The 23338-nt window shown below is 74.3% G+C and carries 16 protein-coding genes; 7 read left to right on the top strand and 9 right to left on the bottom strand.

Annotated features, from left to right (window positions below; genetic code table 11):
* Nucleotides 1–66: 66 nt before the first annotated feature.
* Both WMF33_RS24085 and WMF33_RS24090 read right to left on the bottom strand, forming a co-directional pair.
* Nucleotides 67–918 (bottom strand): hypothetical protein, encoded by an 852-nt coding sequence (locus tag WMF33_RS24085; protein WP_437339307.1) that lies wholly within the window; start codon nucleotides 916–918, stop codon nucleotides 67–69.
* Nucleotides 919–1086: 168 nt separating this feature from the next.
* Complete coding sequence (locus WMF33_RS24090; RefSeq protein ID WP_437339308.1) at nucleotides 1087–5349, bottom strand: protein kinase domain-containing protein; 4263 nt, start codon at nucleotides 5347–5349, stop codon at nucleotides 1087–1089.
* A gap of 73 nt (nucleotides 5350–5422) precedes the next feature.
* Between WMF33_RS24090 and WMF33_RS24095 the strand changes: the two genes are divergently transcribed.
* A complete protein-coding gene (locus WMF33_RS24095) occupies nucleotides 5423–6988 on the top strand; it encodes a serine/threonine-protein kinase (RefSeq protein WP_437339309.1) in 1566 nt (521 codons plus the stop codon).
* Between the two features lie 144 nt (nucleotides 6989–7132).
* Nucleotides 7133–8485 (top strand): sigma 54-interacting transcriptional regulator, encoded by a 1353-nt coding sequence (locus WMF33_RS24100; protein ID WP_437339310.1) that lies wholly within the window; start codon nucleotides 7133–7135, stop codon nucleotides 8483–8485.
* Here the strand turns inward: WMF33_RS24100 and WMF33_RS24105 are convergent.
* A complete protein-coding gene (locus WMF33_RS24105) occupies nucleotides 8482–8733 on the bottom strand; it encodes a hypothetical protein (RefSeq protein WP_437339311.1) in 252 nt (83 codons plus the stop codon). The two genes, WMF33_RS24100 and WMF33_RS24105, sit on opposite strands and share 4 nt — an antisense overlap.
* Nucleotides 8734–8913: 180 nt before the next feature.
* Here WMF33_RS24105 and rsmG point away from each other — a divergent pair, with 180 nt between their 5' ends.
* Complete coding sequence (gene rsmG, locus WMF33_RS24110; RefSeq protein WP_437339312.1) at nucleotides 8914–9633, top strand: 16S rRNA (guanine(527)-N(7))-methyltransferase RsmG; 720 nt, start codon at nucleotides 8914–8916, stop codon at nucleotides 9631–9633.
* A gap of 362 nt (nucleotides 9634–9995) precedes the next feature.
* Here rsmG and WMF33_RS24115 read toward each other — a convergent pair whose 3' ends face one another.
* From WMF33_RS24115 to WMF33_RS24130, 4 genes are all read right to left on the bottom strand, one after another.
* On the bottom strand, nucleotides 9996–10178 hold the full coding sequence (locus tag WMF33_RS24115) for a hypothetical protein (RefSeq protein ID WP_437339313.1): 183 nt from the start codon (nucleotides 10176–10178) through the stop codon (nucleotides 9996–9998).
* 40 nt (nucleotides 10179–10218) lie between these two features.
* On the bottom strand, nucleotides 10219–10743 hold the full coding sequence (locus WMF33_RS24120) for a hypothetical protein (RefSeq protein WP_437339314.1): 525 nt from the start codon (nucleotides 10741–10743) through the stop codon (nucleotides 10219–10221).
* A gap of 432 nt (nucleotides 10744–11175) precedes the next feature.
* Complete coding sequence (locus WMF33_RS24125) at nucleotides 11176–11976, bottom strand: hypothetical protein (RefSeq protein WP_437339315.1); 801 nt, start codon at nucleotides 11974–11976, stop codon at nucleotides 11176–11178.
* Between the two features lie 345 nt (nucleotides 11977–12321).
* Nucleotides 12322–12939, bottom strand: a complete 618-nt coding sequence (locus WMF33_RS24130) for a cadmium resistance transporter (protein ID WP_437339316.1) — start codon at nucleotides 12937–12939, stop codon at nucleotides 12322–12324.
* A 186-nt stretch (nucleotides 12940–13125) separates the two neighbouring features.
* Here WMF33_RS24130 and WMF33_RS24135 point away from each other — a divergent pair, with 186 nt between their 5' ends.
* From WMF33_RS24135 to WMF33_RS24150, 4 genes are all read left to right on the top strand, one after another.
* Complete coding sequence (locus tag WMF33_RS24135; protein ID WP_437339317.1) at nucleotides 13126–15600, top strand: heavy metal translocating P-type ATPase; 2475 nt, start codon at nucleotides 13126–13128, stop codon at nucleotides 15598–15600.
* Nucleotides 15601–16097: 497 nt separating this feature from the next.
* Entirely contained in the window at nucleotides 16098–18089 is a 1992-nt protein-coding gene (locus WMF33_RS24140) for a hypothetical protein (RefSeq protein WP_437339318.1), read from the top strand.
* Between the two features lie 282 nt (nucleotides 18090–18371).
* Nucleotides 18372–19775: a selenium-binding protein SBP56-related protein gene (locus WMF33_RS24145; protein WP_437339319.1), complete on the top strand. Its 1404-nt coding sequence runs from the start codon at nucleotides 18372–18374 to the stop codon at nucleotides 19773–19775.
* Between the two features lie 6 nt (nucleotides 19776–19781).
* Nucleotides 19782–20420, top strand: a complete 639-nt coding sequence (locus WMF33_RS24150; RefSeq protein WP_437339320.1) for a hypothetical protein — start codon at nucleotides 19782–19784, stop codon at nucleotides 20418–20420.
* A 50-nt stretch (nucleotides 20421–20470) separates the two neighbouring features.
* On the opposite strand, the gene WMF33_RS24155 is transcribed toward WMF33_RS24150, so the two are convergent.
* Both WMF33_RS24155 and WMF33_RS24160 read right to left on the bottom strand, forming a co-directional pair.
* On the bottom strand, nucleotides 20471–22108 hold the full coding sequence (locus WMF33_RS24155; protein ID WP_437339321.1) for an RICIN domain-containing protein: 1638 nt from the start codon (nucleotides 22106–22108) through the stop codon (nucleotides 20471–20473).
* Between the two features lie 140 nt (nucleotides 22109–22248).
* Nucleotides 22249–23256 (bottom strand): NAD-dependent epimerase/dehydratase family protein, encoded by a 1008-nt coding sequence (locus tag WMF33_RS24160; protein ID WP_437339322.1) that lies wholly within the window; start codon nucleotides 23254–23256, stop codon nucleotides 22249–22251.
* Nucleotides 23257–23338: the final 82 nt, after the last annotated feature.

Genomic DNA, 23338 nt, shown 5'->3' on the forward strand with positions numbered 1-23338 from the left:
CACTCCGGTGCGCTGAGCACCGAAAACGTCGAGATGGGCCCGTATCCGAAGCGGGTGACCGCCGCTCTAGAGCAGTCCGGAGACCAGGCCGAGGACACCGCATGTCAGGCCCCCCGAGGAGAGCGCGACGAGGGGCTCCAGGCTCGAGGCGATCGACTCCGGGTAAACCCCGCTCCGGGGGGCCCAGCAGGTCGACGCGCCCGCGCCGTCCCGGTCGCAGATCGCGTTGCAGTGGCCAAGGAGGGTGAGCCCGCACGTGGGCGATTGCCCGCAGACGCGCTCGACGGTCTTCGCGCTCAGCGCCACGCCGCAGTCGTCGATCAGCGCGTTGTCGGCGCAGGCGAACGCGGTCGGGCGGGCCGGCTCGAAGAGATCGCCGAACATGATCGCATCCCGGACCGTGTACTCGGACGCCTCGCTGTCCGATGCGTCGGCGAGCCCCGGGTGGCCGCCGGTCAGGTGAACGGCGACCGGCGCGCCCAGCGCGTTCAGCGACTGAAGCAAGCACGCCGTCACCCAGCGCCGCGACGCGCCGTCCGAGAGCGGCGAGGTGGCCCACGACGGCGCGAGCCCGATCCACCCGGCGAACGACTGCCCGAAGGGCGCCGCCACCGCCGCCCCCGCCGGCAGGGCGCAGGCGACCACGCGCTCCACGAGGTGCCTGCCCTGCTCGCTCTCGAGGAGCGCCGCCCCACCGCCGCTGTCCAGCCCGGCCGGGAGCGGCGCCTGCGCGAGCGCCCGCAGCGCCCGCTGCGTCGAGGGCTTCCAGAAATAGGCCGGCTGGAGGCCGTTCATCACGATGATCTCCTGCTCCGCGACCAGGACCGACTCGCCCTCGTCGGCCGGCGCCGCACCGCACCCGACCGCAAGCACGCAGAAACCGATCACCCCGGCAGCATCGATCCTTACGCGAAGCATGACCTCATCCTCCAGTTAAGGCGCACGTGCGTGCGCATCGCACCCGGTTCAGCGGCCACTCCTAAGCAATTCCCGATCCGTGGCCGCGTCCGGCCGATCGTCCGCGCGGGCGGCCGTCGCGCCGCGATCGCCGCAACCGGGCTCAGCGGTGATGGGAGCGACGCGGTCTCAGCAGCGGCTCGCGGCGGCCTGCGGCGCGCCGAGCCGCAGCGCGAGCCCGTCGAACCGCGAGCGCCACGCCGGATGCTCCGACAGCAGCGCGCGGGCCCTGCTCAGGCTCGCGACAGCGACCTCGACAGCACCGTGGCGGATTGCCGCACGGCCGCGCCAGTAGAGGACCTCGAGGAGCTCGTCGGCGAACTGGAACGGGCCGGCCTCGAGCTCCGCCTCGTCGAGGCCGCCGAGCAGGTCGCGCGGCGCGACGCCGTCGCCACCGTCCGAGAGCAGGCAGCGCAGCATCAGGTAGCAGCCGTGCGCCGCCTTCGCGGACGGCTCCGGCGGGCACGACGCGGCGATCCACGCGACGAGGCGCCGCGCCTCGCCGAGATCGCCCCGCGCCGCGAGGATGCGCGCGAGCAGCAGCGAGCACTCGGGCACGGGGCGATCCACGAACCGCTGCTCGAGCGTGTGCGCGCGGCGCGCCAGCGAGAGCGCCTCGTCCTGCTGATCGCTCCAGTAGAGCAGCTCGGCGACGTTGTACGTGGCGACGCGCTCCAGCCACGGGTTGCCGATCTCCCGCGCGAGCGCGATCGCGCGCCGGAGGTCCGCGGTCGCGCGCGGGAGCTCCTTCTTCAGCGCCCAGAGCACGACGCGGTTCATGATCGCGACGCAGAGGTGCGGCAGATCCTCGGCCCGCTCGCAGAGCGCGATCGCCTCCTCGGCCTGCCGCTCCGCCTCGGCGAAGCGGCCCGCGTGCGCGAGCTCGGTCGACAGCAGCACGAGCGCGATGATCCGGCTCTCCTCGTCGCCCGCGGACTCGGCCAGCGACGCCCCCTCCGAGAGGAGCGCGATCGCCTCCGCGACCTCGCCCCGCCTGAGGCGCGTGCGCCCCTCGGCCACGCAGAGGCGCGCCGAGAGCCGCGGCGAGCCCGCGCGCTCCACGAGCGGCCGCGCCAGCTCGAGCCGCCGCGACGACGCCTCGTAGGCGCCCGTCCAGTCGAGCGCGGTGGCCTCCTCGAGCAGGACGTCCGCGCGGAGCTCGTCGTCCGCGAGCTCGAGCGCGGCGGAGAGGTCGGCCAGGGCCTCCTCGATGAGGTGGAGCCGGTACCGGATCCGGCCGCGGCCGGCCAGCGCGAGCGCGCGGCGGCGGCGATCGCCCTCGCCGGCGAGCTTGAGCGCGGCGGTGTAGCAGCGCTCCGCCTCGACGTGCCGGTGCCGCGCGAACGCGAGATCCCCGAGCCGGAGGTGCGCCTCGGCCGCCTCCTCCCCCGCCCCGCACGCGCCCGCGTGCCGGGCGAGCGGCTCGAGCTCCTCCGGCCCCGGCTGCGCCGCGAGCTCCGCGGGCGCGACGGGGACGGCCCGCGGGGCCGCCGAAGACGCGGGAGGGCGCCCGCGCTCGACCCGCGCCCGCCAGAAGGCGAGCGCGTGCCGGTGGATCTGCGCGCGGTGCTCGGGATCGAGCGTCTCGTACACCGCGTCGCGAAAGAGGCCGCTCTGGAACCACCACCGCTCGCCCTCACCCCGCGCGCGGCGACCGTCGCCCTCGCCGGGCGCGGCGCGCTCGCCGTCACCCCCCGCGCGGCGCCCGATGATGCCCTGCTCGACGAGCACGCCGAGCCCGTACCCGGCGTCGACCGGCGTCCCGGCGCCTCCGGCGCGATCGACGGCGTCCTGCACCCACTCCAGCTCGGCCCGGGTGAACGACTCGCCGAGCACGGCGCAGAGCCGCGCGAGCGCGGCGACCTCCTGCGGCAGCGCCCCGAGCTGCCGCATCGCCAGCCACTGCCACGCGGGAGAGACCGGCAGGCCGTCGAGCTCCGCCGCCTCGACGCAGTAGTCGCCGCCCCCGGGGCGGCGGCGCACGAGGCCGGCCTGCTTGAGCGACCGGATGATCGCGGCGAGGCAACCCGGGTTGCCGCCGGCCCAGCGGGCGAGCCCCCGGAGCACGTCGGCGGGCGGGTACGCCGCCGGCAGGAGCAGCTGCGCCGCGAGGTCCGCCGCGGCGACCTCGTCGAGCGGGGCGAGCGTCACCCGGTCGGCGCGCTGCGTGCGCGCGCCCCACGTGGGGCGGAAGCGCTCGAAGCGCGGGTGCGCGACGACCGCCGCCCAGAGCGCCACGCCGGCGCCGTCGAGCGTCGCGACCTCGAGCGCGTCGAGCACGGTGACGTCCGCCCACTGCGCGTCGTCCACGATCACGGCGACGGGGGCGCGGCGCGCGCGGCGGCGCAGCCCCTCGGCGATCGCCCGCGCGAGGTGGTGCGGCGTCGCGGCGGGCGCGGCGCCGGGGCGCGACCACCCGAGCGCCGCGGCCACCGACGCGAAGGTCGAGCCGCCGATCTCCGGGCCGAGCCGCGCCTCGCAGAAGGCCCGAGGATCGGCCGGCGCAGCCGCGGGCGCGGCGAGCGCGAAGCGCAGGATCGCCGCGGTGTCCTTGCTCGCCTCGCCCGGCAGGGGCTGCGCCGCGCGCACGACCAGCGCCGCGGCGCCGGGGCGGAGGCGCCGCGCCACGGCGGCCGCCTCGGCCGCGACCCGGGTCTTGCCGAGGCCGTCGTCGCCGAGCACCGTGACGAGCGCGGGGCACACGCCGCTGAACGCCGCGGCGGCGCTCGCCTCGAGCGCCGCGATGACGTCGCCCCGCCCGACCGTGGTCGGCGGCGGCGCCTCGAGCTCCGCCGCCGGCGCGCCCTGCGGCGAGGTGGGGGTCATCGTCGCCTCGGCCTCGACGAGGGCGCGCTCGAACTCCTCGGTGAGCGCGACGCCCGACCAGGGATCCGCAGGGATCCAGGTCTCCGGGCGATCCACGGCCGCGCCGTAGACGGCGGGCGGGGCCTTCTCGCGCGGGCGGATGATGACGCCCGCGAGGTGGAGCGCGGCGCGGGCGCCGTGCCGCTCGACGAGCTCCCGCGCGGCGGCGAGCGCGAGCCGGACCGGATCCTCGGCGTCGCGGGCCGAGAAGACGGCGGTGTAGCGGCGCCGGCGCTGGCGGACGCAGATCCCCCTGCGGCTCGCGAGCGCGGCGACCACGATCGGCGTGGCGGCGCCGGTCTCCGCGACCAGCACGACGGCCGGCTGGAGCCCTTCGGCGATGAGCCTGCCGCCCCCGCGGCCGGAGGGCGGCCCCGGCGCGATCACGGGCCGCGAGGTCGGCTCCGCGGCAGCGGCCGCGACGCGCTCCGCGGCAGCGCCGGGCTCCGCGGCAGCGCCGGGCTCCGCGGCAGCGCCGGGCTCCGCGGCGGCGCCGGGCTCCGCGGCGGCGGCGCCGTGCTCCGCGGCAGCGCCGGGCTCCGCGGCGGAGGCGCCGCGCTCCGCGGCAGCGGCGGCGCCGAGCGCGCAGGCCTCGTCGAGCGCGCGGCGGAGGCGGGCCGCGCTCGGGGGCCGGCGGCCGGGATCCTTGGCGAGGCACGACAGGACGAGCTCCTCGAGGGCCTCGGGGACGGGCGCGAGCTCTCCCGGCCGCGGCGGGCGCAGCGTGAGGTGCCCGTGCTCCACCGCGCCCGTGTCCCCCACGAACGGCGGCCTGAGGGTGAGCAGCTCGAACAGGATCGCGCCGAAGGCGTAAAGATCCGCGCGCTCGTCGAGGTCGGCCTCCGCGCGGAGCTGCTCGGGCGCCATGTACTCGGGCGTGCCGACGACCGTCCCCCCGCGCGTGATCTCGATCTCGTCGTCGTGGCGCGGCGCCCCCGCGGGCCGCGCCAGGCCGAGGTCGAGCAGCACCGCGCGCGCGGCGTCCGCGCCGGGGCGCGCGTGGGGAGGCGTGAGGATCACGTTCTCCGGCTTGAGATCCCGGTGGACGACGCCGCGCGCGTGCGCGGCCGCGAGCGCGTCGAGCAGCGCGGCCGCGCTCGCGGCCGCCCAGGCCGGTTCCGGGGGCCCGGGCAGCGCCGCGAGCGCCTCGGCGAGCGTCTCGCCGGGGACGAGATCCATGGCGAACCAGGGGCGGCCGTCGTCGAGCCGCCCCTCGGCGTGGACCCGCGGGACGTGCGGCGGACCGATGAGCCGGAGCGCGCCCGCCTCGCGCCGGAACCGCGCCTGGACGGTCGGCCGGGAGGAGCGGCCGATCTTGAGGGCGACGGTGAGGCCGTCCGCCTCGCGCCGCGCGGACCACACGGCGGAGAAGCCGCCCTGCCCCAGCAAGCCGCCGACCTGGAAGCCCGGGACGCGCGGCGGCCCCGGCGCGGGCGTGCGCTCGGCCGACGGCGGCGCCGTCCCGCCGTCTCGAGGGCAAGCCCCCGCCGGGGGGAGCCGGCGGTGGCACTGTGGGCAGCGGGACACGTCGTTGCTCCCTGAGGCCGGCGGAGGGCGTCAGCGCGCCGCCGCGCTTATGGTACCGTCGCTCGGCCGGTCCATGGTGAGCGAAGAGCCCGACACCCTCCCCAGCGCGGGGATCCCCAGCGAGCGCACGGTCCGGACCGCGCAGCCGGCCTCGGCCGAGCCCGACGCCGCGGCCACGCCGATCACGCTCGCGCCGATGACGCCGACCGCCACGGCCACGCGCCCGCCGGCCGCGCTCGGCGGCCTCGCGCTGGAGGGCCTGATGCCCGGGGAGCGGGCGGGCGACTGGGTGATCGAGGGCCCGCTCGGCGCGGGCGGCTTCAGCGTGATCTACCGCGCCCGGCACGCGGACCGCGGCGCGCCGGCCGCGGTGAAGGTGCTGCACCCGGAGCTCAGCGCGCAGCCGGACGTGGTGCTCCGCTTCCAGCGGGAGGTGGAGACGGTCCGGCGGCTGGAGCACCCCGGCATCGTCCGGGTCTTCGAGCAGGGGCAGCTCGAGGACGGGCGGCCTTACTACGTCATGGAGCTGCTCTCCGGGGTCAGCCTGGATCAGCACCTCCGGTCCCGCGGCCGGCTGTCGCCCGAGGAGGCGCTCGCGGTGCTGGAGCCGCTCTGCGACGCGCTCGAGGCCGCGCATGCGCAGGCCGTCGTGCACCGCGACCTCAAGGCGTCGAACGTCTTCCTCGAGGAGGACGGCGACCGCCGCCGCGTCGTCCTGCTCGACTTCGGGGTGGCCAAGCTGCTCGACGCGCCCGGGCCGTCGCTGACCTCCTCGCGCGAGGTCCTCGGGAGCCCCTCGAGCGTCGCCCCCGAGCAGCTCCTCGGCCAGCCGGTCGACGTCCGGGCGGACGTCTACGCACTCGGCGCCCTCACCTACCGCATGCTCGTCGGCGAGCCGCTCTTCAGCGGGGACATCGGCGCGCTCCTGCGCCAGCTGCACCTGTTCGCGAGCCCGCCGCGCCCGAGCGCGAAGGCGCGGCTCTCGACGGGCTTCGACGAGGTCATCCTCCGGGCGCTCGCCAAGGACCCCGCGGCGCGCCCCCCGAGCCCCGGCGCCTTCCTCGAGGAGTTCCGCGGCGCGCTCGAGGCCTCGCGCGGCGCGAGCGACGCGCCGAGCGGCGCGCGCGCGCGCCCCGGGGTGGCGATCTACGCCGAGGTGGGCGCCGCGCCCGAGGCGCTCGACGCGCCGGACGATCGCCTGCTCGCGGATCTGGAGGCGATCTTGCCGTTCGTGGCCGCCGAGCTCACCGAGGCCGGGCTGTCCCCCGGGGCCGAGACCGGCAGCAGCCTGCTCTTCACCGCCGAGCGCCCCGGCGACGCCGACGCCGACGCCGAGGCGCGCCGCCGCGCCGTGGACGCCGCGCTCCGGATCTTCCGGCGGCTCGAGGGCCGCCCCGGGCGCGATCCGAGGGTGCAGGTGCGCCTGTGCCTCCACACGGGGGAGCTGCTCCTCGGCCCCTCGGGCGAGCTGCTCGGCGGCGAGCTCGCGGAGGTCGGCGGCTGGGCGCCCGAGGGGGCGCAGGCGGGCGTGTTCGCCTCGCCCGAGGTCGTCGCGGGCCTCGGGATCGTCGCCGGGCCGACGGCGCTCGAGGGGACGATGCTCGTCCTCGCCGCGGCCGAGCCCACCGCAGCGCGGTAGCGGCGCGCTCCGGCACCGCGCCGGAAAAGTCCATCCTGGGTGCTGCCTGCGGGGGCCATCAGCAGCTGCGTGCCCGCGTCTGCACCGCCTGTGCGATGTCCGGGACACCGCTCAGGCGACGTTCGACATGGTAAGCTGGTGAGAGTGATCCGCACTCCGATACCCACATCAGGCGAGGACGCGACCACCGTGCTGAAGGTCCACCCGCGCGAGGTGACGTTCGGCAGGTTCAGCGTGCAGGTGGTGAGCGGCCCGGATCAGGGCGCTTCCCACGCGGCCGACGCGCCGGAGCTCGCGATCGGCACCGCGGCCGGCAATCACCTGGTGCTCACCGATCCGTCGGTGTCGCGCCACCACTGCGTGATCGCCGCGACCCCCAAGGGCTACCAGCTGCGCGATCTCGGCAGCACGAACGGGATCCTGCTCGGGGGCTTCCGCGTGGAGGCGGCGTACCTGACCCCGGGCGCCACGTTCGGCGTGGGCCAGACGTCGCTGCGCTTCGATCACCTGCCCGACGAGGTCCACGAGCCGCTCGGGGACGCGGAGCTCTCCGGGCGGGTGCTGGGGCAGAGCACGGCCATGCGCCGGCTCTTCGCGATGATCCCGCGGATCGCCGCGGCGGACGCCACGGTGCTCCTCGAGGGCGAGACCGGGTCCGGCAAGGGGCTGCTCGCCGAGGTGATCCACCAGAAGAGCCCGCGCGCGGCCGGGCCGTTCGTGGTCATCGACTGCGGCGCGATCCCGCCCACGCTCATCGAGGCCGAGCTGTTCGGGTACATGAAGGGCGCGTTCACGGGGGCGCACCAGGCGCGCGCCGGCGCCTTCGAGGCGGCGCGCGGGGGCACGGTGCTGCTCGACGAGATCGGCGAGCTCCGGCTCGACCTCCAGCCGAAGCTGCTGCGCGCCCTCGAGGAGCGCTCGATCCGCCGCATCGGCAGCCTCGATACCGTCCCGCTCGACGTGCGGATCATCGCGGCCACGAACCGCGATCTCCGGCAGGAGGTGAACCGCGGCACCTTCCGCTCGGACCTGTTCTACCGGCTCAACGTGGTCCGGCTCCGCGTGCCGCCGCTGCGCGAGCGGCGGGACGACATCCCGCTGCTCGTCGCGCATTACTACCGGCAGTTCGCCGACAAGGCGCATCCGCCGGCCGAGCTCGTGGAGCGGCTGCTCCACCACGACTGGCCCGGCAACGTCCGCGAGCTGCGCAGCGCGGTCGAGCGCGCCGTGCTGACCGGCGATCCCGCGATCGGAGAGGGCTGCCCCGCGGCGCGGGAGGTCGGCGACGACGATGAGGCGCTCCGGCCGGACGACCTCGAGCTCTCGTTCCGCCAGGCCAAGGAGCGCACGGTGGCGCGCTGGGAGCGGGCGTACGTGAGGGCGCTGATCCGGGCCAACGGGGGGAACCTCTCCCACGCCGCGCGCGCCGGCCGGATGGACCGGAACTACCTGCGGGAGCTCCTGCGCCGGCACGGCGTCACGGCGACCGAGTCCTAGACGGCGTCGAGCGGCGGGGTGGAGCGGCTGCGGTTCGCGGTCGCCTCGTGCGCCTGAACGGGAGGCTCCGCCGGGCGCGGCGCCGCGCGTTTCGTGAACGCGCCGGCGCCGAACCGCTCCACCGCTGCCCCGAACCGCTCCACCGCTGCCCCGAACCGCTCCACCGCTGCCCCGAACCGCTCCACCGCTGCCCCGAACCGCTCCACCGTTGCCCCGAACCGCTCCACCGTTGCCCCGAACCGCTCCACCGTTGCGCTTTTCGCTTCAGCCCCCCGGTGGCCCCCCGGTCGGGTGCCCTTTTCGCTTCAGCCCCCCGGTGGCCCCCCGGTCGGGTGCCCTTTTCGCCTCACGCAGCGGAGCGACGTGCTCATCCCGTCCATCGATGACGCGAACGCCAAGCGGGCGCTTGCTAGGGTGTACGGACCCCGATGATCCCTGAAGAACGCGCCCCTCTCCCGCTGCCGGCCCCCGCTCCGCTCACGCCTCCGGAGGGCTTCGCGGAGCGCCTCGCGGCGATCGGCGTCACCCTCGACGCCGCGGTGATCGCCAAGCTCGGCGATTACCTCGCGCGCCTGCTCGCGATGAACGAGCTGATGAACCTCACCGCGATCACGGATCCGGTCGAGGGCTGGGAGAAGCACATCCTCGATTCGCTCACGCTCGTGCCTCTCCTGGAGGAGCTGAGCGCGGGGGCGAGCCTCGCCGACATCGGCTCGGGCGGGGGCCTCCCCGGCCTTCCGCTCGCCATCGCTCGGCCCGATCTGAAGGTGACGCTGGTGGAGGCGACCCAGAAGAAGGCTTCGTTCCTCGTCGCGGTGGCCGCGTGCCTCGGGCTCACCAACGTGTCGGTGCGCGCCGAGCGCGCCGAGCAGCTCGGCAAGGGCGACCTCCGCGGCGCGTTCGACGCGGTGACGGCGCGCGCGGTGGCGCGCCTGGTCGTGCTGATCCCCCTGACGGTGCCCTTCGTGCGGCCCGACGGGATGGTGCTGCTGGTCAAGGGGCAGCGCGCCGAGGAGGAGCTCGCCGAGGCGAGCCGGGTCCTCGGGCGACAGCGGGCCGCCTTCGTGAAGACGGTGGGGACGCCGACGGGGAAGATCGTGATGCTGCGGAAGTCGGGGGAGGAGCCGAAGCGCCGTCTCGGGCGGTGATCGCCGGCGGGTGTTCCTGCCGCGCGTCCGGCGTCCAGGCGTCACGAGGGGCCAGGCCGCAGCTCGGGCCCGCGCCGCCGTCGGCGATGTGGAGGACGAAGTCGCGGTGCTCGTCAGGCAAGCAGACCCGGTGCGTATCCGCCGGCCCTGCGGGCGCTGGGCATGCGCGGCATGCGGCCGGAGATCGCCCCTGAGAAGAGTCCGGGGCGCGCGGCCGAGGGAGCCCGCGCAAGCCCGAACGGAGGAGAGAAAAGCGTGGCCCATCGCCGACGCGAGGTGTCCACGCGGCCACGACGACGTTGCCGCGGGCAGCGCGCGCCGCCCGGGGAGAGCGGCGCGCTTGGAAGGTGGGAGATGGAGGCTCAGTTGCAGGTGACGTTCTGGGCCGCCGCGAAGTTCGCGATATCGGCCCTGCACGACGCGACCTCCGCCGCGGTGAGGGTCGTCATCATGACGGGGAAGGCACCCCCGCTGCACTGACCGGGGAATTGGCTGCTCACGTTCATCACCTGCACACCACAGAAGCTGAATTCTTCTCCGTCCACGGAGTCCGTTCCGGCCATGAGCTCCACGACCGACGTGCCCTCATCGGAGACTGCCCAGGAATAGGCGCCCGAAGTGTGGCAGGGAGCGGGGAAGGAGTAATTCGTGCACCGTCCGTCGTTCACGATCGTCCCGTCCAGCGCGGCCTCCCAGGCCGGGTTCGCGGCGCAGGGGCAGACGGGGCCGCAGGGCGCGCCGCAGGTGAGCGTGCCGCCGCAGCCGTCGGGGATGGTGCCGCAGGTCGCGCCCTGGGCCCCGCACGTGGTCGGCGTGCAGCCGCAGACGTTGGCCGTGCCGCCGCCGCCGCAGGTCTCGGGATCGGTGCAGGAGCCGCAGCTCAGCGTGCCGCCGCGAGTTGGTGGCGTGGCAGATGGTGGTCTTGCCGTTGATCTCGTAGAGCAGGCACTGGAGGATGGAGAGGTCGTCATCCGCCTCGCCGACCTCCTCCGCGCCGGCGGAGTCGGACGGGGCCGTGCTGCACCCGGAACCGAGCGCGAAGAGGCCCACGGTGGCGATGGCGAGGATCGAGCCGAACATGGCATGGCGATTCTTGGGAAGCGTTGTCATGGGGAAAGATCTCCTCGGGCGATGGCTCCGACGGGGCGTCGTGGAAGGGTGCGGTATCCTTGCGGTGGTGCGCGCCTGGTAACGGCGGAGCGCACCTCGACCGCGACCCTCCTGGTGCTGCGCCGTCCAAACCTCGAGTACCGCCCCGTCCAAACCTCGAGTACGGCGCCGTCCAAACCTCGAGTACGGCGCCGTCCAAACCTCGAGTACCGCCCCGTCCAAACCTCGAGTACGGCGCCGTCCAAACCTCGTCATGCAAAATCACGTGTTAACGAGTGCGATTCACATGTGAACGGCTCGGCCCGAAGCGGGGGTGGGAGGGCTGGCGGGTGATGGTTGGGCACCGCACATTCGACCCGACGGATCGCGACAGATCGCCCCCGCAGAACCGTCCCGGCAGGGCTCCCTGCGGCGCGCCGCTGGGCGGCCGAGCTACGCTGCGTGATGCCTCGGGCGACGGCCCCTGGGACCGTGAAGGCGCGCCGGGCCGTCGCGGTCCGCTGGCGGCGAGCGCCGCGCCTGGCGCCCTGCGCGTCCGTCCTGTCGCCGGGGGAACGGTCTCCGGAAGAGGGCGGCGTCGGCGCGGGCCAGGACGTCCGCGAGGTAGTCGCTGCACCCGGCGTTCGCGCGGAGGGTATCCTGGATGCCGCGCCGGTGGATCTCCCAGCCGCGGCCGGGGACGAAGCGGAGCGTCGTCGTGGACGCGTGCGGCCGCGCGCGCTCGCGCAGCGCGTCGCCGTCGAGCACCCACACCTCGGGGCCGAAGGCGGCGACGGCCTGCCGCAGGTCGACCGCGGGCAGCGCGCCGGCGCCGTTGGCGCTGCTCACGAAGAGCGGCGCGTGGCGCTCGAGCAGCCAGGCGATGGGCTCCCACGCGACGCCGAAGAGGAGCGCCATGCCGTAGCTCGCGGCGGGATCGAGCCAGCTCGGCGCGGCCACGTCGCGGGCCTGCGGCACGAGGGCGGTCACGCGCTCGACCGCGAGCAGCCAGCCGAGGCGGCGGCGCTCCGCCTCGTCGAGCGCGAGGTGCGGCGCGAGCCGATCGAGGCGCGGCTCCCACGCGGCGACGGGGTGGTTGTGAGGTCGCCCCCGCGCGCGGTTCACGGCGGCGGCCGTCTTCCCCGCGATCACGTAGGCCAGCGGCGACGGGGTGGGCAGGACGACCGCCTCGCCGCGCTGGAGCGCCTCGTCGACGGCGAGCTTGCCCGCGGCATCAAAACACGCGACCGGCAAGGTGGCCTCCTGTGCGCTCGCGATCGTGCGCGGTCACGGATGATTCGGTTCTTGCTTGAAACATGGTGGTCACACTCGACGGCGGGCGAGGTGCACGGGGTGATGTCGCCCTGCCGCCGCCGCGCGCTCTCAAGCAGGCATCGCGCCACGCGCGGCGCGGGCCGAGGCGAGGGCGATCGCCGCCTCGGAGGGCCCTCATTTCCGGGGAGGTGCGGGGGTCCCCGCGCGCGGCGAGCGGCGAGCGCGGCGGTCGGCGGCGGAGGCGCTCCCGGCGCCCGGGTGCTGGCTGCAGCAGGCGGCAGGTGCAGCCCGGGGCAGGCAACGAGCGCCCTCTCCCGCGGCCGGTCAACCCGCTGGACGGGCGAGCGCGAGGGCGTCGGACAGGATCCAGAGCCCGAGGCCGATCAGGACGAACGGCAGCGCCGCCCGGCCGTAGCGCCGGATGCGGCTGCCAAGGACCGGGTGGTGGACGAGGCGGTGGCCGAGCGCGCAGAAGGCGCCGGTCATGACCGCGAACACGGCCGCGTGGAGCGGGACGTGCCCCGGGGCGCTCGAGAACAGCGGGATGTAGACGCCGAGGTTGTCCCCGCCGTTCGCGATGGTCACGCTCGCCACCGCGAGCGCCTTGAACCGCGCCGCGCCGCCGGGCGGCTTTTCGTCGTCGTCGTCGCCGTCGTCGTCGGCCCCGGGGCCCCGACGGAGCGCCCAGAGGCCCCGCAGGCCGAGCGCGAGGGGCGCCAGGCCGAGCAGGCCGATCCACCCGTCCGGCACGCGGACGGCGAGCAGCGCGCACGCGACGCTCGCCAGGACGAGCGCCGCCATGCCGAGGAACTGGCCGGCGACGACCTGGCGGGCGGTGAAGCCGGGGTCCGCGAAGAAGGCCGACAGCAGGAGGATGTCGTCGATGTTCGTCGAGATGAACACGACCACGCTCACCCCGAGCGCCGGAAGGATCTGCTCCATGCGCCCGCGGGCGTAGCACCTCCCGCGGCCGGCCACCGCTCGGCGCGGCGCGGCCGGAGCGGCGCCGGCCCTGCGTCGCGGGAGCCGTGTCGACCGTTCCGGGGTAGATAGCGTGGCCGGAGCGGCTGCGCCTGCGCAGGCGGACGGGAGGCGAGCCGCGCGCTCGTGGAGTGGAATGGAGAGGCCATGACGACGAACCCCCAGCCCGCGGAGCCGACCAGGGCGACGGCCGCGCCCGGAGCGAACGCGGCGACCGTGGAGCAGCGCGCCCGGACGGACCTGCCGGTGCAGGGCATGACCTGCGCGGCGTGCGTGCGCCGCGTGGAGAAGGCGCTGCGCGCGACGCCCGGCGTCGCGGAGGCGACGGTCAACCTCGTGACCCAGCGGGCGACGATCGCCTACGACGCGCGGACGACCACGCCGGCCGCGCTGGCCCACGCCATCGTGGAGGCGGGCTACGAGGTGCCCGAGGTGCCCGACGCCTCCGCCGTCGATGGCGCTCCCGCGGCGCCCGCCGACGCCGGCGCTCCCGCGGCGCCCGCCGACGCCGGCGCCCGCGCGACCTCCACGGCGCCCGAGCGCTCCGCGGCCGCCGCGGGCGCTCCGCCGCCGCGCCCGCACCCGGCCGCCTCCGAGCGCGCCGCCGCCATGGACGCGGCCGAGCAGCGGGAGCGGCGCGCGCTCCGGCGCGACGTCGCGATCGCCGCCCTGTTCACGGCCCCCCTGCTCGCCGTGGCCATGTCGCACGGCGCGCTCCCGGCGCTCGAAGGCGCCTTCGGGCGCTGGCTCTCGCTCGCGCTCGCCACGGTCGTGATCCTCGGGCCGGGTCGCCGGTTCTTCCGCCTCGCCTTCGGCGCGCTCCGGCACCGCGCCGCCGACATGAACACCCTCGTGAGCCTCGGGGCCGGCGCCGCCTGGCTCTACTCGACCGCCGCGGTCGTGGCGCCCGGCCTCTTCCCGCACGCCGAGCACGGCCACCTGCCGCCCGTCTACTTCGAGGCCGCCGCCGCGATCGTCACCTTCGTGCTGATCGGCAGGCTCCTCGAGACGCGCGCGCGGAAGCGGCTCGCCGACGCCGTGCGCGGGCTCGTGGCGCTGCAGCCGAAGACCGCGCGGCGCCTCCGCGGCGACGCCGAGGACGAGGTGCCCGCCGCCGCGCTCGCGCCCGGCGACCTCGTGCTGGTGCGGCCCGGCGAGCGCATCGCGACCGACGGCGAGGTGGTCCGCGGCGCGTCCGCGGTCGACGAGTCGATGCTCACCGGCGAGAGCATGCCCGTCGACAAGACCGCGGGCTCGGCCGTGCTCGGCGGGACGCTCAACCAGAGCGGCGCCCTCACCCTCCGCGTCACGAAGACCGGCGCGGACACCGCGCTCGCGCGCATCGTCGACGCCGTGGAGCAGGCGCAGGGGTCGCGCGCGCCGATCGCCCGGCTCGCCGACGTGGTGAGCGGCGTCTTCGTCCCCGTCGTCGCCGCCGTCGCGTCGCTCGCCTTCGTCGCGTGGCTCGCGGTCGACCCGACCGCCGCGGGCCTCGCCACGGCGATCGAGCGGTTCGTCGCGGTGCTCGTGATCGCCTGCCCGTGCGCGCTCGGCCTGGCCACGCCGGCGGCCGTGGCCGTCGGGACGGGGCGCGGCGCGGAGCTCGGCGTCCTCGTCAAGGGCGGCGCGGCGCTCGAGGCGGCGAGCCGCGTCGACACGGTGCTGCTCGACAAGACCGGGACGCTCACCTCGGGGCGGCCCGAGCTCACCGACGTCGTCGCCCTCGCGGGCCACGGCGAGGCGGAGCTCCTCGGCCTCGCGGCGGCCGCGGAGCTCCAGAGCGAGCACCCGGTGGCGCGGGCGATCGTCGAGGGCGCGCGCGGCCGCGGCGTGGGCCTCCCGGCGGCCTCGGATTTCCGCGCGGAGATCGGCCACGGCATCGAGGCGCGCGCCGCGGGCCGCCTCGTGCGCGCCGGCACCGCGGCGTGGCTGCGCCGGGCGGGCATCGACACGGGCGCGCTGGAGGCCGAGGCCGAGCGGCTCGCCGCGCAGGGCCGCACGCCGTCGTTCGTGGCCGTCGACGGGCGGCTCGCCGGGCTCGTGGCGGTCGCCGACCGGCCGACCGAGGAGGCGCGCCGCGCCATCGCGGCCCTGCGGCAGCTCGGCGTCGAGGTGGCCATGGTGACCGGCGATCGGGCGGGCGCCGCGCGCGCCGTCGCCGAGGAGCTCGGCATCCGCGCGGTGTTCGCGGAGGTGAGGCCGGAGGACAAGGCGAGGATCGTCCGCGAGCAGCGGGCCGCCGGCCGCCGGGTGGCCATGGTCGGCGACGGCATCAACGACGCGCCCGCGCTCGCCAGCGCGGACGTGGGGGTCGCGCTCGGCAGCGGCGCGGACGTCGCGGTCGCGTCCGCAGACGTGGCGCTGCTCCGCGGCGGGATCGCCGGCCTGCCGGTGGCGCTCGACCTCGCGCGCGCCACGCTGCGCACGATCCGCCAGAACCTCTTCTGGGCGTTCATCTACAACGTGCTCGGCATCCCGATCGCGGCGGGCCTGCTGTACCCGCTCACCGGGTGGCTCCTCTCCCCCGTCCTCGCGAGCGCGGCGATGTCGCTGTCGAGCGTGTCGGTGCTCGCCAACTCCCTCCGGCTGCGCGCGTTCGGCCGCGGCTCACGTCGCGAATGAGCGTTCGGTGAGTCGACTCCGCATCGCGCGCCGACCTCCGCTCGCGGCGATGGCGCGCGCGGGCGGTCGGCAGCTCCACCAGGTCGGGAGAGGCCGAGATCGCCTCGCGAAGGCGACGATCTCCCACTCGGCCCGTTCCTCGATGGCGTTGAATTCATGCTGATATCCAGATCGGCTTGGCGAAAGCTGGACTGGCATCGTTACCTAGACCTCGGTGAGGAGCGCAGGCGTGACGGCGGCACGGGTCAGGGTTGGCTCGCCCGCGTCATCGCGCTGCCCAACGCGGCGCACAAACAAGCCGGGCGCGCCGTTCGGGTTCGCCGGGCCGAATCTCTCGGAGCCGGCTTGCGGAGGGGCGGAAGGCCCGGACCCTCTTCTGCCGCGCGGGCGCTCCGCCGCACGCCCACACGCGCGCCGCGGAAGCACCGCCCGGACGCCGACGGGGGTGAATGCTAGAAGCTGCGGGCGCACCGAAGTCCCAGAAATACGGAGGATCTATGAGAACTTACCACCGGCACACTGGCACAGCCGTTGCTCTTACCGTGCTCCTCGCGGCGCAAGCCGCTGACGCCGCCGTCACGGTCGACATCGTCCAGCCGAACCACACGCTCATCGAGGGCAGCACCGTCCCGGTGCGCGTCGCCGCGTCGTCCCCTGACGAAATCTATTACGTCGAGGCGGAGTTCGAGGGCCTCACCATCGAGCTCACGCCGACGGGAGACGGCTACTACGAGGGCGCGTTCGATCTCGGCGAGCTCGGCGGCGAGCTCCCCTACGGCCCTTACGTCGTGACCGTCAACGCGTACGACACGTTCGGCGAGGGGGCGAGCGATGAGGGCATCGTGCATCAGTACGCGCCCCCGACCGTGGTGTGGAACGTGCTGCCGCACGACACCCTCACGGCCGGCTGGCGCTTCGAAGCGAAGTGCATCCCGACGCCGCCCTACGAGTGCAAGCAGCTCTCGGCGCGGTTCGACACCGATAGCGGAAGCTACGGGTTCGACAACAACGACGGGTCGCCCCACCCGCAGCCCGTCCCGGGACGGCTGTACGTCAAGGAGGCCAATGGCAGGAACGGCAACTGGCTCCCGTCGGGCAAGACGTACACGCTCACGGTCTCGGCCAACGTCGGGATCGGCCCCAACGTCACCAGGACCGTCGGCCCCATCTACGTCGACCGCAGCCCGAGGCTCACCGCCGTCGAGCGCGCTCCCGGCACCATCCTCGATTTCGACGCCACGCGGTTCCTCTTCGTGGATTACCTCCGTCGCATCGGGATCTTCGATCGCGCCACCCACCAGATCACGTGGATCGAGACCATCCCGGAATGGGCGGCTCCCCAGCTCGGCGCGGTCTATGGCGCGCTCACGCCGTCGGGGTGCGTGTACCAGTCGGCGACCGGCTACATTCTCTCCTGGGCCGACGGCGTCCGGCGCCAGGTCGCGAGCGCGACGGTAACGCCGCGCCTCGACGCCGTGAACGGCGATACGGCCGTGTGGACGTCGTACAACGACGACTGGGCGCACGAGCACACGCTGTCGACGGGCGCGAACCGGACCCTCTGGTACAGCCCGGGGAGCCGATCGCCGTTCCAGGCCGACGTTGCGGCGTCGGGCGGCGTCTTCTTCGGCACCTACGAGAGCGCGTCCATCGTCGGGCCGGGCAACGCGATCCTCGGGGATCACGCGGGCAACCTGCAGCGGCCGATCACCGACGGAACGAACGTCGTCGGCCGGTGGTGGGATGGGATGACGAGCTCTAGCTACCTCTACACCGCGGAAGGTGAGGAGGTGTTCCTCGGCGACTCGCTCACCCACACCTCTGCCGGGCTGCTGGCGCACGCGGGCTACGCCGCCTTCCTGAAGAGCGATGGCGACGCCAACCAGATCTGGCTGCGGACGCCCGACGGCGAGCAGCACCAGATCAGCGATTTCCCGAAGTCGAGCCGGTTCGACCAGGCGAAGCTCCGGGTCGGCCACGACGGCATCAGCGACGCCGGCGAGGTCCTGTTCCTGTACGAAGGCAAGCGCTATATCGGCCGCCCGGGGGGAATTCCGGAGCAGATCAGCACCGAGATCGGGCACGGCCGCTGGCTCGACGGGAGCTGGTATGTGACCATCGGCAACACGCTGTTTGAGGTCTCGACCCCGGCCAGCGCCGCCGCGCGGCTCGCCGCGACGGGGATCGAGGAGCTCGCGCGGGAGGAGGGCCTCGGCGAGCGCGAGGTGCTGTCCACGTCGTTCGCCGAGAGCGAGGCGCTCGACGCGACGGTGTGGGCGCGGGATCTGCACGAGCCCGACGCGCTGCCGGTGTCGGCCGACGGCGCCGAGCTGCTCGGCGACGTCGATATGGACACCGGCGCCGACATCGCGCCGGCCGGAGCGGGGTGCAGCACCTCCGGCCCGGCGGGCTCTGCCGGCGGCGCCGCCGCGCTCGCCGCGGCGCTCGCGGGCCTCGCGCTCGCGCGCCGCAGCCGCGCGCGCTCGTAGCGTGCCCCGCGGCACCTCGCCGCCCACACGGGGCCCCGGCGCCGCCGGAAGCCCACCGCGACCGTAGATCCCGCCCGCGGCGTCTGTTATAACGGACGCACGTCCTCGCTCCGATCGGGTCCACGTCGATGCGCAGCGCCGCCGTTTGGACGAAGCGCATCGACCCGGCAACGAACCGTCATCACCGCCTCACGCCGCGGGCGTCGCGCGCCGGTCCCGCCGGGAGCGGCGGCGGCGCCCCCGGAGAACACGCGAACGCCAGAACTCAAGGAGACGCAGCGCATGCGCTTTCGTCCGGATCCCACCTTCTACCCGTCGCCGCGCCTGGCGATGGATGCGCCGCCCGAGCGGCTGGCCTACGTGACGGCGCTCGACGCGGGCGCCGCGCTGAAGCGCCCGGGCAACCATCGCCACGACGCGCTCACGGTCGTCGACCTCGACCCGAGGTCGCCTGAGTATGGCACCCTCGTCTCGGTCAACGAGCTGCCGACCTACGGCGACGAGCTCCACCACTCGGGCTGGAACGCCTGCAGCGCCTCGCTGTGCCCGTACGCGCCGCACCCCCACGTGGAGCGCCGCTTCCTCCTGCTGCCCGCGCTCCGCTCGTCGAACATCTTCGTCTTCGACGTCAAGCCGGACCCGCGCCGCCCCGAGCTCGTCCACACGGTCCGGGCCGAGGAGATCGCGAAGCGGGCCGGCTACTCGCGCCCGCACACGCTGCACTGCGGGCCCGACGGCATCTACGTGAGCGCGCTCGGCAACCCCGAGGGCGAAGGGCCAGGGGGCATCTTCGTGCTCGACTGCGAGAGCTTCGATGTGCTCGGCCGCTGGGAGATCGACCGCGGGCCGCAGTTCCTCCACTACGACTTCTGGTGGCACCTCGGCCACGACACCCTGCTCACGAGCGAGTGGGGGACGCCGAAGATGATCGAGGACGGCGTGAATCCGGAGCTCTTGCTCGGCAAGAAATACGGCCACAAGATCCATGTCTGGGATCTCCGGAAGCGAAAGCACCTCCAGGCGCTGGATCTCGGCGACGAGCACCAGATGGCGCTCGAGCTCCGCCCCGCGCACGACCCGACCAAGGCCTATGGCTTCGTCGGCGTCGTCGTGAGCGTCAAGGACCTCTCCGCCTCGGTCTGGCTCTGGCATCGCGACGGCGACCGGTGGGCGATCCGCAAGGTCATCGAGGTGCCGGCCGAGCCGGCGGAGCCAGATCTCTTGCCGCCGCTGCTCGAGGGCTTCAAGGCCGTCCCGCCCCTCATCACCGACATCAACCTCTCCCTCGACGACCGGTTCCTCTACGTGTCCTGCTGGGGCACGGGCGAGCTCCGCCAGTACGACGTGTCGGACCCGTTCCACCCGAAGCTGACCGGCTCGGTGCACCTCGGGGGCGTGGTCCGCAGGGCCGCGCACCAGCGCTCCGGGCCGCTGCGCGGCGGGCCGCAGATGGTCGAGGTGAGCCGCGACGGGCGGCGCATCTACTTCACGAACTCGCTCTACGCCTCGTGGGACGAGCAGTTCTATCCGGAAGGCGTCGGCGGCTGGATGGCCAAGGTCGACGCGGCCCCCGGCGGCGGCATCGCGCTCGACCCCGAGTTCTTCGTCGACTTCGGCCCCTTGCGCCCTCACCAGGTGCGGCTCGAGGGGGGCGACGCGTCCTCGGATTCGTTCTGCTATCCCTAGCTCGCCATGACGCCCTGGCTCACCTTGGCGCTCCTCGGCGCTTATCATGGCATCAACCCGGGCATGGGCTGGCTGTTCGCGGTCGCGCTCGGCCTGCAGGAGAAGAGCGGCCGCGCGGTGCGGCGGGCGCTCGTGCCGATCGCGCTCGGCCACGCCGCCTCGATCGGGCTCACGGTCGCGCTGCTCGGGCTCGGGCTCGCGAGCGTGCCCGCCGCGGCGCTCCGCTGGATCACGGCGATCGCGCTGATCGCGTTCGGCGCGCTCAAGCTCGTGAGGCCGCGCCACCCGAGGTGGGTCGGGATGCGCGTCGGCTTCCGCGATCTGACCTGGTGGTCCTTCCTGATGGCCACCGCGCACGGCGCCGGGCTCATGCTGCTCCCGGTCTTCCTGCTCGGCGCGGACAACCCGGCGCCGTGCCATGGCGCCGGGTGTCACAACGCAGCTGGCCTGTCGCTGACGAGCCCCGCGGGCTACCTCGCCGCCGTCCTCGTGCACACGGCCGCCATGATGGCGGCGGCCGCGGCGGTCGCGCTCGTGGTCTACCACAGGCTCGGCGTCGCGATCCTCCGCACGGCCTGGTTCAACCTCGATCGGGCGTGGGCTGCCGCGCTCATCGGCGCCGGCGTCATCGCGATCGTGCTCTGACGCCGGTCGCGCGCCCGTCGATTCGCCGTCAGTTCGCCGTCAGTTCGCCGTCAATTCGCCACGACGAGCTGCCACCGCTGCTCCTCGCCGCCGCTGCTCCCCCGCTGCTCGATCGCGGCGGCGTCCTCGGTCGAGCCCTGGACGACCCCGACCAGCTTGCCGCTGTTCTTGTTCCGGATCTGGAGGTCGCCGCCGCCAAGATCGATGAAGAGCCACGCCTGGTTGTCGCCGTCGTGGTCCGTCCATTGCTTCAGCGCGATCCCGTCGCTCTTCGACTCGTCGGGGACGTCCAGCACCTTGCCGCTCTTGACGTTGGTCAGCCGGAAGTAGCCCGCGCCGTTGTAGTTGAGGCTCCACTTCTGGTTGTCTCCGCCGTCGTCCGCGCTCTGGACCACCGCGGCCCCGTCCTCGGACGACGCGCCGGCGACCGTCATCACCTTGCCGCTCTTCCTGTTCATGAGCTTGAAGCGGTTCGTCGCCCCGGTGACGCTGCCCGCCGCCGTGTCGATGGTCAGCGTGTTGTTCCAGGTCATGCTCATCGTCGTGTCCGAGGGGAACGAGATCGGCTGCCACACATAGGTCGAGTCGTTGACCCGCCCGCCCCAGGCGCCCGCCCAGCGATCCCCCATGTACAGGTAGGCCGTCCCCGCGCTGCCCTGGACCGGGAGCACGTAGGTCGACTGGGAGTGGAAGGTCGTGCCGTCGGCGACGTTGGTCATCGTCGACCAGCCGCGCTCGAGGGAGCGAGAGGTCGCGTACTTGGCCTGGTTGGGGTCCCAGCCCGTGGCCCCGGACGTCAGCAGGAAATAGACGCCGTTCCGCTTGAACAGCGCCGGCGCCTCCCGGTGTCCGCCGGGGAACAGCACCGCAGCCAGCCGGTCCACGGCCAGGTAGTCGGGGGTCAGCGCATAAAGGTTGAGATCGTAGTTCTCGTTCGAGGCCGAGATGAAGTAGCCCTTGCCGTCGTCGTCGACGAAGAGGCCGCAGTCCCGGGACATGTACCCGGGCTTGCCGTGGTCGGTCACCCCGGTGCCCGCGAGCGGCCGGAAGCTGCCGTGATACGTGTAGTCGCCGTCCACGGTGCTCGAGCTCGCGACCGCGGCCCGGGCCTCGCCGTAGTTCACCCCGTTCTCCCAGTGCATCCACATCACGTATTTGCCCGTGGACGCGTTGTAGACCACCTTCGGTCGCTCGATGTTGGCCGGGTCGAGGTCCTCGTCGGAGTCCATGGTGAGCACATGGTTCCTGAGCTCCCAGCGCCGCAGGTCCGACGAGCGGTAAGCGGACACGGCGTAGAACGTCCCGTCCGGGTTCCGGTTCTCGCCGAACCAGTAGTAATAGGAGCCCACCTTGATCACCCCGCCCCCGTGCGCCTGGATGGGATTGCCCGAGGTGTCGGCCCACTGAATGCCGTTGACCAAAGGCCCGACCGGCGGGAGCGGCTCCGGGCCACCGCCCTCGCCGGCAGACCCGCCGTCGCCCGGCGCGCCGCCGACGCCAGAGGCGCCGACCCCCGAGGTGACGCCGCCGCCGGGCGCGCCGCCGCCGCCGGAGGCGCCGACCCCCGAGGTGACGCCGTCCCCGGGTGTCGCGCTCCCGGCGCCCTCGGCCGTACCGGCATCGCAGGCCGCGAGGCCGACGCCCGCGACCAGCAGGCACACCGTCGGAGACAAGGAATCGAGACGCATGATGCCCTCCAGAAAGAGCACCATCTCGAGTCCTTCAACCAGGCTTGTCAAGGCCTTCGCGCGCGCTATGGCAGCGCTGCGATGTTCCGCTCTCGGGCGAACACCCAGCCTCGACGAACTCGGCCGCTCGTGCCGGCCGATCAGCGCGCGCCCGCCGGGATCCCCGGCGCGGCGTTCGGGGCGGCGAGGTTGTACCGGTTCCGGGCCCAGGCCGCGACGTCCGCGACCTGCCGCTCCACGGGAGTCGCCGACCAGCCGAAGGTCTCGCGGAATCGCGTGTCGTCGATGACATAAGGCACGTCCCACTGGTACGCCATCTCGACGGCCTCGCGCACGAACGGCGAGAACAGGCCCACCGCGCGCAGCGCGAGGCGCGGGACCCGCGCGACCTCCACCTCGACCCCGAGCGCGCGGCCGAGGCGCCGCGCGAGCGCGCGCGTGCTCTCGGCGGGCGCCGTCGGCAGGTGCCAGATGTGGCCCATGGCCTCTTCCCGATCGCCCAGCGTCACGAGGCCGCGCGCCACGTCCTCCACGTACGTATAGGAGTGAGGCATGTCGGAATCGCCCATGCACTCCACGGCCTTACCGGCGAGCGCGCGCGTATAGAAGCGCTCGCCCCAGGCGGACAGCGGCACGTTGGCGCCGAAGAAGTCGCTGGCGCGCCCGATGGCGACGCGCACGTCGCCGCGACGCTGGGCCCCGAGGCGCATCTCCTCGAGGTCGACGCGCAGCGCGCCCTTCTTGCTGCAAGGGCGGCGCGGCGAGCCCTCGCGCATGGGCCCGTCGGGCACGCCGTACATGTAGAGGCAATCGAGCGCCACGAGCTTCGCGCCCGCCTTGCCCGCGCCGTGCACGGCGCCCCGCGCGATGGGCAGGAGCTGCGTGGGCCAGAGATGGTAAGGCGGGTTCATGCAATCGTAGACCACGCTCGCGCCGCGCGTGGCCTCCTCGGCAAAGGCGAAATCGGTGATGTCGCCGCACACCGACGTGAGCCCCGGCCGCTCCGGAGCGCGGCGGGTGCGCTGCACGAGGCGCACGCGATGCCCGCGCGCGAGCAGGAGATCCGCGACGCGCGGGCCGATCTGGCCGGCGCCGAGCACGACGTGGAGCTGGGAAGAGGAGCCCGGGGTGGGCGATGCGTTGTTCATGAGCCCAGGATGGTTCTTGCAACGGCGCAAGACAACGGCCGGAAACTGCAAGCGGTGGCGGCAAAAATGCAAGACCCGAGAG

It is taken from the genome of Sorangium sp. So ce394 (assembly GCF_051474665.1).
GTDB classification, from domain to species: Bacteria; Myxococcota_A; Polyangia; order Polyangiales; family Polyangiaceae; genus Sorangium; species Sorangium cellulosum_D.

Coding starts and splice junctions, on each gene's coding strand:
- WMF33_RS24085 (WP_437339307.1), bottom strand. CDS start 918: ATGCTTCGCGTAAGGATCGATGCTGCCGGGGTGATCGGTTTCTGCGTG.
- WMF33_RS24095 (WP_437339309.1), top strand. CDS start 5,423: ATGGTGAGCGAAGAGCCCGACACCCTCCCCAGCGCGGGGATCCCCAGC.
- rsmG (WP_437339312.1), top strand. CDS start 8,914: ATGATCCCTGAAGAACGCGCCCCTCTCCCGCTGCCGGCCCCCGCTCCG.
- WMF33_RS24120 (WP_437339314.1), bottom strand. CDS start 10,743: ATGACAACGCTTCCCAAGAATCGCCATGCCATGTTCGGCTCGATCCTC.
- WMF33_RS24130 (WP_437339316.1), bottom strand. CDS start 12,939: ATGGAGCAGATCCTTCCGGCGCTCGGGGTGAGCGTGGTCGTGTTCATC.
- WMF33_RS24135 (WP_437339317.1), top strand. CDS start 13,126: ATGACGACGAACCCCCAGCCCGCGGAGCCGACCAGGGCGACGGCCGCG.
- WMF33_RS24140 (WP_437339318.1), top strand. CDS start 16,098: ATGAGAACTTACCACCGGCACACTGGCACAGCCGTTGCTCTTACCGTG.
- WMF33_RS24145 (WP_437339319.1), top strand. CDS start 18,372: ATGCGCTTTCGTCCGGATCCCACCTTCTACCCGTCGCCGCGCCTGGCG.
- WMF33_RS24150 (WP_437339320.1), top strand. CDS start 19,782: ATGACGCCCTGGCTCACCTTGGCGCTCCTCGGCGCTTATCATGGCATC.
- WMF33_RS24155 (WP_437339321.1), bottom strand. CDS start 22,108: ATGCGTCTCGATTCCTTGTCTCCGACGGTGTGCCTGCTGGTCGCGGGC.
- WMF33_RS24160 (WP_437339322.1), bottom strand. CDS start 23,256: ATGAACAACGCATCGCCCACCCCGGGCTCCTCTTCCCAGCTCCACGTC.